This window comes from Segatella asaccharophila, from assembly GCF_054687055.1.
The window spans coordinates 118,270-128,920 of record NZ_BAACAN010000010.1 but is presented as its reverse complement, the minus strand read 5'-3'; the positions used below and the strand labels follow the sequence as shown (position 1 = coordinate 128,920).

At 44.0% G+C, this 10,651-nt stretch carries 11 protein-coding genes; all 11 read left to right on the top strand.

What is annotated here, in order from left to right:
• Nucleotides 1–517: 517 nt before the first annotated feature.
• The 11 genes from ACYRYG_RS08150 (at nucleotide 518) to ACYRYG_RS08100 (ending at nucleotide 10,506) form a co-directional block, all read left to right on the top strand.
• Nucleotides 518–850 (top strand): ArsR/SmtB family transcription factor, encoded by a 333-nt coding sequence (locus tag ACYRYG_RS08150; protein ID WP_293416950.1) that lies wholly within the window; start codon nucleotides 518–520, stop codon nucleotides 848–850.
• A 162-nt stretch (nucleotides 851–1,012) separates the two neighbouring features.
• Entirely contained in the window at nucleotides 1,013–1,753 is a 741-nt protein-coding gene (locus tag ACYRYG_RS08145) for a Bax inhibitor-1/YccA family protein (protein WP_293416947.1), read from the top strand.
• 744 nt (nucleotides 1,754–2,497) lie between these two features.
• A complete protein-coding gene (argR, locus tag ACYRYG_RS08140; protein WP_293416944.1) occupies nucleotides 2,498–2,971 on the top strand; it encodes an arginine repressor in 474 nt (157 codons plus the stop codon).
• A 103-nt stretch (nucleotides 2,972–3,074) separates the two neighbouring features.
• Nucleotides 3,075–3,671: a GNAT family N-acetyltransferase gene (locus tag ACYRYG_RS08135; RefSeq protein WP_293423966.1), complete on the top strand. Its 597-nt coding sequence runs from the start codon at nucleotides 3,075–3,077 to the stop codon at nucleotides 3,669–3,671.
• Between the two features lie 107 nt (nucleotides 3,672–3,778).
• A complete protein-coding gene (locus ACYRYG_RS08130) occupies nucleotides 3,779–4,978 on the top strand; it encodes an argininosuccinate synthase (RefSeq protein ID WP_293416938.1) in 1,200 nt (399 codons plus the stop codon).
• Nucleotides 4,979–5,036: 58 nt separating this feature from the next.
• Nucleotides 5,037–5,372 carry a PspC domain-containing protein gene (locus ACYRYG_RS08125; protein WP_293423968.1) on the top strand — a complete coding sequence of 112 codons (336 nt, stop codon included), beginning with the start codon at nucleotides 5,037–5,039 and terminating at the stop codon, nucleotides 5,370–5,372.
• Between the two features lie 110 nt (nucleotides 5,373–5,482).
• Nucleotides 5,483–5,740, top strand: a complete 258-nt coding sequence (locus ACYRYG_RS08120) for a PspC domain-containing protein (protein WP_293416932.1) — start codon at nucleotides 5,483–5,485, stop codon at nucleotides 5,738–5,740.
• Between the two features lie 83 nt (nucleotides 5,741–5,823).
• The gene (argC, locus tag ACYRYG_RS08115) at nucleotides 5,824–6,825 is read left to right on the top strand and encodes an N-acetyl-gamma-glutamyl-phosphate reductase (RefSeq protein ID WP_293416929.1); all 1,002 of its coding nucleotides are present in this window, start codon (nucleotides 5,824–5,826) and stop codon (nucleotides 6,823–6,825) included.
• A complete protein-coding gene (locus tag ACYRYG_RS08110; RefSeq protein ID WP_293427447.1) occupies nucleotides 6,825–7,967 on the top strand; it encodes an aspartate aminotransferase family protein in 1,143 nt (380 codons plus the stop codon). The genes argC and ACYRYG_RS08110 overlap by 1 nt, the downstream gene beginning before the upstream one ends.
• Before the next feature lie 87 nt (nucleotides 7,968–8,054).
• Nucleotides 8,055–9,539: an ATP-binding cassette domain-containing protein gene (locus ACYRYG_RS08105; RefSeq protein ID WP_293416923.1), complete on the top strand. Its 1,485-nt coding sequence runs from the start codon at nucleotides 8,055–8,057 to the stop codon at nucleotides 9,537–9,539.
• 175 nt (nucleotides 9,540–9,714) lie between these two features.
• A complete protein-coding gene (locus tag ACYRYG_RS08100; protein ID WP_293423972.1) occupies nucleotides 9,715–10,506 on the top strand; it encodes a pyrroline-5-carboxylate reductase family protein in 792 nt (263 codons plus the stop codon).
• The last annotated feature ends 145 nt before the right edge of the window (nucleotides 10,507–10,651 follow it).

Here is a 10,651-nt window from a genome sequence, read left to right as displayed (position 1 = left end):
TTGTTACTGCCTGTCTGTTTTATGGAAATCTTTTCAAAGAACTCTTTCTTTTTTCTCCGCCCCCGGTTTTTATCCGAAAGCGGTTGCAAAGGTAGTGCTTTTATACGTAACCGCCAAATCTTTTTAGAAAAAATTAAAATAAAACGCAATTAATCGATCACTCTTGACTTATATCAATTCAAAGAACTGCTTCACCTTATTATATTATACTGCTTACGATTTTCAAGATGAAAGGCCCATTTACCTCTCCACCCTATTAATTTTCTATAAATTAACAACGATTATTTGTAAAGCCAGGGCAATGTTCGTAAATTTGCGAATTACAAGTAAAGGGCATACAACCTCCTTGAAATGACTAGTTTTACTTTATCCAGTAAAGTCAGGTCCCAATCATTAAGGATTTCCCCCACATCATATATATATAAAGCATATCGGAACAGCATTTCACACCATTCGGAAAAAGAACAAACAACCTGTTTCCGAAACCGACGGACAAGAATTAATTAAAACATCAACTATGGATGAGAAAAAATACGGAATCAAAACTGAACAAATAGCACGTTTCGCCAAAGCCTTAAGTCACCCGGCAAGAGTTCAGATCATGCAATTTTTAGCAAGACAGAACGAATGTTATTTCGGAGACATTAACGACGAACTCCCTATAGCCAAAGCCACAGTCAGCCAGCACCTGAAGGAATTAAAAGATGCCGGACTAATACAAGGGACCATCATTCCCCCTAAGGTTAGATACTGCATCAACATAGAAAACTGGAATTATGCACGAGAACTTTTCGGAGATTTTTTCTCACAGGGAATCCAGACAGGCAAATGTGAATGTAAAGACAAATGAATAGGGCCGACAGAGGATTACAAATCTGGCAGAAACAGACAAAAGTTCTTAATTTTCATTAATGGATCATCAAAAAGTTAAAATTCATGTTTTTTCTTGTTTATTCTGTACAATGGCCCTATATTTGCACAGATTATCATTAGGAATTAAAAGAAGAAATTTATGACAGAAGAAGAATTGTACAACTCATTAAATCATTATGAGGAACCCAAGCAAAGCAAAGCAAGAGAGTTGAACCAGGCGCTCCCTATCCTCACGCGGAAGATGTACGTATGGATGGCGCTGGCCCTGGTTATAACAGGTGTAACCGCTTTTGGTGTCGCCGGCAGCCCGAATCTATTAAGGGCCATCTATACCAGTCCAGCCATCATGTGGGGGCTTATCATCGGAGAATTTGCTTTAGTCATTGGCGTCAGTGCCGGCATCAACCGACTTTCACTGGGCACAGCGACCTTCATGTTTATCCTCTATTCGGTCCTCAATGGAGCGCTGTTCTCATCCATTTTCATGATCTATACAGCCACCTCTATTGCTAAAGTGTTCTTCATCACGGCAGGAACCTTCGGGATAATGGCCGTCTATGGTGCCACTACTAAAAAGGATCTCAGTTCCATTGGGAACATTTGCTTCATGGCACTTATCGGTCTGGTCATTGCTACTCTGGTAAATCTCTTTCTGAGAAGTGCTGCATTTGACTATATCCTCTCTTATATCGGTATTGCTATTTTTATAGGATTAACGGCATGGGATACTCAAAGGATGAAAAGAATACTCTCTACCCAGTATGAAGTCAATGAAGGAGCGCAAAAACTTGCATTGCTGGGGGCTTTGAACCTTTACATGGACTTCATTAACCTGTTCCTCTATCTTCTGAGGATATTTGGCAATAGCAGCAATCATTAATATCCATCCTTAGTTCTTCTCGAATTGAGTCAGAGAAGAACTAAGGAATCCGTCCGTCTCGGTCATTGTCACCTGACTTCCACAGCCACAGTCAATTGTCACCGATAGGGTGTATTTGGTACCCCATAAGAGTGTATTTTGGTAGAGCATTATGGTGGCATTATGGTGCATTATGCTCCAGTAGAGGTAACGTGGATTGGGCTGAATCCGGCTAATGCCTTTTCTCCTTCCGAGAGAGACGAGAGGATGCCTTCTTTCTTCTCATCCAGAGACCCACAGACAGCGGAGGAAAACTATGCCAAATCATGGACAAGCATATCCCTTGACCTTTTCAAGCATAGAGTGAATTCTGAGTTTCTTCTTCATCTATAAGCACCCGTTGATCCCGGTTTTCATCTCAACGGTAAAACCGGAATCAATTATTTTTTATCCGATTCAGGACAGTGCCAAGTCTTTGCATCTGTTTTTCGATTTGAAAAAGACCAGTTCAAAAGAAACTTTAATTTAAGACATTCCGGAAATGATCCATTGATCAGGAAACCAGTAAGCTCCCCGAGCAGGATTGAGTCCAGATAAAGTTTTCATAGCGATTCAAGTTTTCAACAGTCACGGATGTATTTATATGCAACAAACAAGCAATATAAATACATTTTCTCTCTTTTTTATTATTTTTATGCAAATATATTTTCTTATTTGAATATAAATCTATATTTTTGCAGACAACATCGAATAAAAATACATCTTATGAAAGTTAAAGACAGCAGATTGGAAGCCCTAAAGATGATCATCTCCAGTCAAGAACTGGGAAGTCAGGAAGAAGTACTTGAGGCCCTTTCAAAAGAAGGGTTCAAACTTACGCAAGCCACGCTCAGCCGTGACCTCAAGCAGTTGAAGGTAGCCAAAGCCGCCAGTATGAACGGGAAATATGTATATGTATTACCAAACGAGACCATGTACAAACGTGTCCATAGCCCCCAATCAGCGATGAAGATGATGCAGTCTCCCGGATTCTTGTCTCTGAATTTTTCAGGAAATATCGGTGTTATTAAGACCCGTCCAGGTTATGCCAGCAGTATTGCCTACAATATAGACAGTGCCAGGCTCCCGGAAATACTGGGGACAATTGCCGGAGACGATACCATCTTCATTGTGAAAAAAGACGATACCAGCGAAAAAGTCATTACAGACGAACTGATGGCAGTTATTCCAAGTCTATAACGAGCATGGGAGGGTAAGAACGACATACGGCCAACACCAATAAAGAAGAAAAGAACAAAATTATCAAAGAATGGCCAAAGACCATGCATATTAATTACAAAAAATGGAAGAAATCATAGTAAGGGTAGCTGATACATCAGATGAGAAATATGTAGACACCATTCTCAAGACGATCGCAGAGGCTGCAAAAGTACGTGGCACGGGTATCGCCAAGCGTACACACGAGTATTTGGCCACAAAGATGAAGGAAGCCAAAGCAGTGATAGCCCTTTCAGGTGACAAGTTTGCCGGTTTCAGCTATATTGAAACCTGGGGGAACAAAGAGTATGTCACAACATCAGGCCTGATCGTTCATCCGGATTTCCGAGGATTCGGTATAGCAAAACGAATCAAGAAACTTACCTTCACACTTGCCCGGGTGCGATGGCCGAATGCCAAGATATTCTCCTTGACAAGCGGGTCTGCCGTTATGAAGATGAACACCCAGTTAGGGTATCTCCCCGTTACCTTCAATGATCTTACCAATGATGAAGCATTCTGGAGAGGTTGTGAAGGCTGCATCAATGTAGATGTCCTCCACCGCACCCACCGGAAATACTGTATATGCACGGCAATGCTCTTCGACCCAAAGGAAGTTTTGCCGGTCAAGATTCCCAAAGAGGTAATGGACAGAATCAAGAGAATAGACAGTAAGGAGTAGCAGATGCACGCTCAAAGCATCCATGTAATTACTGTTTTAAGCATAAAATATCGGATCAAAAAAGTGAAAGAGGAATAAGTAAACATTATAAACAAACAGGTAAGATTATGGAAAACAAGAAAGTTGTCGTCGCCTATAGCGGAGGTCTGGATACCTCCTATACCGTTATGAAACTCTCCCAGGAAGGCTGGGATGTTTACGCAGCATGTGCCAATACGGGCGGATTCAGTGCCACTCAATTGAAGAAAAACGAAAAAAGCGCCTATCAACTTGGAGCCAAGCAATATGTCACTCTTGACGTGACCCATGAATATTATGAGAAGTCACTGAAATATATGATTTTCGGTAATGTCCTTCGCAACAACTGTTATCCTATCTCCGTAAGCAGCGAGCGTATTTTCCAGGCGATAGCCGTTGCCCGCTATGCGAAAGAGATCAATGCAGATGCCATCGCCCACGGTTCGACAGGAGCCGGGAATGATCAGATCCGCTTCGACATGACCTTCCTTGTCATGTGTCCCAATATTCAGATCATCACTCTGACACGTGATCACCACCTGGCCCGTAAAGAAGAAATCGACTACCTGAACTCACATGGTTTCAGCGCTGATTTTACTAAGTTGAAATACAGCTATAATGTAGGAATATGGGGGACCAGTATCTGCGGAGGCGAGATTCTCGATTCTGCAAAAGGACTACCGGAAGAAGCCTATTTGAAGCATGTCACCCAGACGAAAGAGAGTGAGCTCAAGATTACTTTTACAAAAGGAGAGATCAGTGCTGTCAACGGTGAAAAATTCGACAACAAGGTAAAGGCCATTCAGAAGATTGAAGAAATAGGTGCAGCATACGCCATCGGGCGTGATTGCAACGTAGGAGACACGATTATCGGCATCAAGGGGCGTGTCGGTTTTGAGGCCGCCGCTCCCAAACTGATTATTGAAGCTCACAGGTTATTAGAGAAATATACACTCAGCAAATGGCAGCAGTACTGGAAAGATCAAATCGGCAACTGGTATGGAATGTTCCTCCATGAGAGCCAGTATCTCGAGCCTGTCATGCCGGATATTGAAGCTATGCTGGTCTCTTCACAAAGACACGTCAATGGAACGGCCATACTCAAGCTCCGTCCTCTAAGTTTCGAGACGGTCGGCGTCGACTCTCCCGATGATCTGTTGAAATCAAAACTTGGGGAATATGGTGAAATGCAGCATGGCTGGACAGCCGAAGAGATGAAAGGATTCATCAAAGTGCTCTCTACTCCACTGCGCGTCTATTATGGCATCCATCCGGATGAGAAGAGATAAGGAACGGAGCAATGATCCAAACCCTAACCGGTAGACTTCTTTTTTAAAGATAATGATCTTGCTGAAAATTCATCCTGCCTCACAATTTTCCAATCCTCAACTCCAGAAAGCTGACAAGATCAGAAAGAGGAAAGCGCTGAACCGATCATCTGAAGATGTGAACGTAAGTGGGGTATGTGCCGGCATCGCCGAGTACCTCAAGGTCAACTCTACCTGGATCAGGATGGTCTTTGTACTTATAACCGTGCTCACCGGACTGATCCCAGGAATAATCGCTTACCTTTTACTGGCAAGATCCATTCCCAAAAATCTGGACAGGCATCCAGCAAATACACATCCTGATCGTCAGAAGGATAAATTCTCACAGGATTTCCCCGTCGTGCCACACGGATGACCCTCTCAGGACAAAAGAGAAAAGAAAAGGTCATAAAATGACAGGCCGGCAATAATGAAATCAAATTCAGAGTCAAGGCTCAACACCTGACTTTCAAAAGACAAAGAAATATGGAAAACAGAAAGAATAAAAGGCTCACAAGATCAACGACAGATGTCAAGATCGGTGGTGTATGCGCAGGCATCGCCAATTATTTCGATGTAGACCCGACATGGATCAGGATTGCCTACGCAGCCTTCTCCATAATAACCTGCATCTTTACAGGAATAATCCTTTATATTGCCCTTTATCTGATTATGCCCAAAGACAGCTCCGTGGAGCAAGGGCGAGATTCCTCAAGAGAAGATAAAGAGGATCAGGATATATAAAAACATTTAATGAGTTCTCTTCAAAGCACCCATTGAGGAAGGGCACACGGACTTAAGATAGGAATGAAAAATAAGATTGAATCATGATCAAAGCAGGAATATTAGGAGCAGCCGGATTTACAGGTGGAGAATTAATTCGCCTTCTCATCAATCACCCAGGAGTACAGATCGTTTTTGCCAATAGCGAAAGCAATGCCGGCAATGCCGTTTCTGATGTCCATGAAGGCCTTTATGGGGATACCGACATGAGATTTACGTCAGAGATGCCTTTCGATAAGGTTGATGTGGTCTTTTTCTGTTTCGGGCATGGGAAGAGTGAAGCTTTCATGAAGGCCCATGACATACCGGAAAATGTAAAAATCATTGATCTGGCACAAGATTTCCGCCTTGCACCAGAGAGGGTCGCACAGACACAGCATCCGACAGCCCGGCAGCATGATTTCATTTACGGTCTTCCGGAAATCAACGCTGCACAGATCGCGAAAGCCCAGCATGTAGCCAACCCTGGATGCTTCGCCACCTGTATCCAGTTAGGCCTGCTCCCAGCAGCCAAGATGCATCTGATCACAAAAGACGTATCGGTCAATGCGATCACGGGAAGTACCGGAGCCGGGCAAAAGTTACAAACGACGACACAATATTCCTGGAGGGACAATAATCTGAGTATCTATAAAGCCTTCAGGCATCAGCATATCCCGGAAATCCGGCAGAGCCTTAGGCAAGTACAGGGATTTCTCAATACAAGTATTGATTTCATTCCTTACCGCGGATGCTTTACCCGTGGTGTTTTTGCCACGGAAGTTGTCAAGACGGATGCTGACAGTGATGAAATTATTGCCGGGTATAAAGAGTTCTATAAGGATGCAGCGTTTACGCATTATATAGACCAGCCTCTGGATTTAAAACAGGTAGTAAACACCAATAAGGCACTCGTTCACATTGACAAAATAGATGATAAACTTCTGATTACCAGTTGCCTGGATAACCTCCTCAAGGGAGCAGTAGGACAGGCAGTACAGAACATGAACATCATGTTCGGAATAGATCAGAAATCAGGATTAAACTTAAAAGGAAGCGCATTTTAATGAAACTATTCAATGTATATTCACTCTTCGATGTTAATATCGTAAAGGGCAAAGGCTGTAAGGTCTGGGACGATAAGAATCAGGAATACCTGGACATGTACGGTGGTCATGCTGTCATTAGTATAGGGCATTGCCATCCCCACTATATAGAAATGATGACCCGCCAGCTCCATCAACTGGGCTTCTACAGCAATTCCGTCATTAACCCGTTGCAGCAGCAATTAGCTGACCGACTGGGCAAGATCAGCGGCTATGATGATTATCAGTTTTTCTTGATCAACTCCGGGGCAGAGGCAAACGAGAACGCGCTCAAACTCGCCTCGTTCCATACCGGAAAGACCAGGATTCTTGCAGCGGAAAAATCGTTTCACGGCAGGACGTCACTGGCTGTCGAAGTTACGAACAATCCCAAAATTACGGCCCCCATCAATTCCAACAAACATGTAACCTTCTTGCCACTGAATGACCTGGAGGCATGGGAAAAGGAATTGTCAAAAGGGGATGTCTGTGCTTGCATTCTGGAATGTATACAAGGTGTCGGTGGCGTAAACATGGCCACGCCGGAATTTGCCCAAGGATTGCAAAAGGCCTGCCATGAACATGGCGCCGTTCTTATCACCGATGAGATCCAATGCGGCTATGGCCGGAGCGGCAAGTTTTTCGCACATCAATGGCTGGGCATCAGACCAGATCTGATCACTGTAGCCAAGGGTATTGGCAACGGTTTCCCTATGGGAGGAGTGCTTATCTCACCGGTATTCAAACCATTCCCCGGCGAACTGGGGACGACGTTTGGAGGGAATCATCTGGCGTGCACGGCTGCTCTCGCCGTACTTGATGTTTTCGAAAAAGAAGGACTCGTGGAAAATGCCCACCTAGTAGGAGAATATCTGATACAAGAATTAAAGGAGCTCCAGCAACGCAATAAGCATATCCTCGAAGTAAGAGGACGTGGACTGATGATCGGAGTCGTCATGGATGTACCCCAAAAAGATGTCCGCAGCAAACTGATCTATGAGCAACACTGTTTTACAGGTTGTGCCCAGAAGAACATTCTGCGTATCCTTCCCCCTCTCTGCCTGACCAGGGATGAAGCCGACCTCTTCATTGAAAAATTAGAAACAGTACTCAACGAGTTATAAAGCCAACGCGGAAGACCTGTCTCTGCCTTCTCAACAGACCGCTTCCTATCACTTAATAAAAACTCATAACAAGCAGAAAAGATCTCAATGCAGAAAATTATCCGTATCCATGAAGGCGTACCACGCATGCCAGAATGGCGTCTGGCAGAACCCGTAGAATTTGAATCCTCTGAGGGAGAACATATAGCCATAGTCGGGCCTAACGGAGGAGGAAAATCTTTGTTGGCTGACATGATCATCGGCAGGCATCCTCTGTTAATGCACGACCCCGAATATAATTTCACTCCAAGTAAGAAAGAACGGGTGTGTGATAACATCCGGTATATTACTTTCAGGGACTCCTATGGTGGAGATAACGACAAGACCTATTATCTTCAGCAACGCTGGAACCAACAGGAGATCGATGAACAGACACCTACCGTAAAAGGGAAACTCGAAGAAGCATTCCAACTGGCCGGTGAAGACACACCTGAACGCCGTTCACTGCAAGAGCATATCTACAAACTATTTGAAATGGAATCTTTCCTGGATAAGTATATTATACTTCTCTCCAGCGGCGAACTCCGTAAATTCAAATTGGCAGAGACACTATTTGCAGAGCCAAGGGTACTGATTATGGACAACCCTTTCATCGGACTGGATGCGGAAACACGTACCCAATTGAAAATACTGCTTTCCCAACTAGCTAAGGGACACCATCTGCAAATTATCCTGATTCTTTCAAAATTGGACGATCTTCCCGAGTTTATTACTCATGTAGTAGAAGTAAAAAACTTGAAAGTTTATCCGAAAGTGACGAGGCAAGAATACGCAGCGCGTCCTATCCTGTCCCCCACCCAGCTACTGAGCGAAAAGAAACAGCAGGAGATCCTTCATCTCCCCTATAAGTCAAGGGAATACCATACTCATGAAGTAGTGAGGATGAATAAAGTGAATATCATCTACGGCAAACGCACCATTCTGAAAGATCTGAACTGGACCGTCTGCAATGGTGAGCGCTGGGCTTTGCAGGGACAGAACGGCGCCGGGAAATCAACACTTTTAAGTTTGGTATGTGCCGATAATCCTCAGAGCTACGCCTGCGATATTACCCTTTTCGATCATCCCCGGGGCAGCGGGGAGAGCATCTGGGATATTAAAAGACATATCGGCTACGTATCTCCGGAACTGCAAAGAGCTTACCAGAAGAATCTCGAATGCATCCGTATTGTAGCCAGTGGACTGAAAGACTCGGTAGGACTTTATGCCAAACCAACAGCAGAGGAATTAGAGACCTGCCGTTTCTGGCTGCACATCTTCGGACTTGAGAACTTCGAGCAGCGGCCATTCCTGAAAATCTCCAGTGGTGAACAGCGATTGGTGCTTCTAGCACGCGCTTTTGTGAAAGATCCCGAACTCCTCATCCTTGATGAGCCTCTGCATGGATTAGATAACACAAATCGGCGTATGGTCAAAGAAGTGATTGAAGCCTTTTGTAAAAGAAAGAACAAGACTCTTATTATGGTGTCTCACTATAAGGAAGAATTTCCAAAGTGTATTGACCATAGCATCTATCTGCAAAGACATCTGTAAGGATAAGGGAAGAGAATCGTCTGATCCACTAATCTCAATAAAATAAAGATATGCAATAAGAGTTTTCTTTATTTTTATTATCTTTGTGAATGAATCCTCAAGGCAGAGGAGAAACGATTATTAAGTATTAGACCAATTTACCCATCATAACAAATGGGAAAAACAACAAACACGTATGAAAATTTCTATTATCGGAGCAGGTGCCATGGGGGGCGCATTTGCAGAAGGACTATTGAGAAGCCAGACTTTTAAACAGGAGGATATTACCGTCGCAGATCCCACACCTGCCAAATTGGAGCATTATGCAAAAGAGGGAGCAAGCGTTACGACAGAAAATTCTGTAGCCGCTAAAGCTGACATTGTCTCCATCGTCGTCAAACCGGACATCATTGAAACGGTGTTAGGGGAAATCAAAGATAGCCTGGACTACAAGAAGCAAATACTGATCATCATTGCTGCCGGCGTTTCTTCCACTCAAATAAACGGCTGGCTGGATAAAAACGGAAATATCATTCCGTATTTCATGGTCATTCCCAATATTGCCATTGCAGAAAAGGCATCTATGACTTTTATCGTTCCACAGGGTGCCGACAAAGAACAGATAAAAACCATCACGGATCTCTTTGACGAACTTGGAGAGAGTCTCATCACTAAAGAAAGTCTGCTCGCTGCAGGAACGACTCTGGCAAGCTGTGGCATTGCTTATGCGATGCGCTATATCCGCGCAAGCGCGGAAGGAGGGGTTGAACTGGGATTTAAAGCCAGTGAGGCAGCAAAAATCGTCACACAAACAGTAGAAGGAGCCGTAAAATTGCTCCAGCATACAGATATGCATCCAGAAGCAGCCATCGATCAGGTTACAACTCCTGGTGGAGTAACGATCAAAGGCCTCAACGCAATGGAGCATGCCGGTTTTACCAGCGCTGTCATCCACGGACTGAAAGCAGGCCTTTCTTCCCACGACTAACTGAAAAGCATCATCGACAGGGATAGCGGGCGCAAGCTCCGGAAAGTCCTAAACACAGAAAAGAGAAGTCTCTGCGGAAACTGCACACCAGAAAGCAATCTGTGCAAGGAGAATTTACACACTTAGCCAAGATTGTGCAATAATT

Bases quoted from the DNA above. Each gene is read 5' to 3' on its own strand.
- ACYRYG_RS08150 (WP_293416950.1), top strand. From the start codon at position 518: ATGGATGAGAAAAAATACGGAATCAAAACTGAACAAATAGCACGTTTC.
- ACYRYG_RS08145 (WP_293416947.1), top strand. From the start codon at position 1,013: ATGACAGAAGAAGAATTGTACAACTCATTAAATCATTATGAGGAACCC.
- argR (WP_293416944.1), top strand. From the start codon at position 2,498: ATGAAAGTTAAAGACAGCAGATTGGAAGCCCTAAAGATGATCATCTCC.
- ACYRYG_RS08135 (WP_293423966.1), top strand. From the start codon at position 3,075: ATGGAAGAAATCATAGTAAGGGTAGCTGATACATCAGATGAGAAATAT.
- ACYRYG_RS08130 (WP_293416938.1), top strand. From the start codon at position 3,779: ATGGAAAACAAGAAAGTTGTCGTCGCCTATAGCGGAGGTCTGGATACC.
- ACYRYG_RS08120 (WP_293416932.1), top strand. From the start codon at position 5,483: ATGGAAAACAGAAAGAATAAAAGGCTCACAAGATCAACGACAGATGTC.
- argC (WP_293416929.1), top strand. From the start codon at position 5,824: ATGATCAAAGCAGGAATATTAGGAGCAGCCGGATTTACAGGTGGAGAA.
- ACYRYG_RS08110 (WP_293427447.1), top strand. From the start codon at position 6,825: ATGAAACTATTCAATGTATATTCACTCTTCGATGTTAATATCGTAAAG.
- ACYRYG_RS08105 (WP_293416923.1), top strand. From the start codon at position 8,055: ATGCAGAAAATTATCCGTATCCATGAAGGCGTACCACGCATGCCAGAA.
- ACYRYG_RS08100 (WP_293423972.1), top strand. From the start codon at position 9,715: ATGAAAATTTCTATTATCGGAGCAGGTGCCATGGGGGGCGCATTTGCA.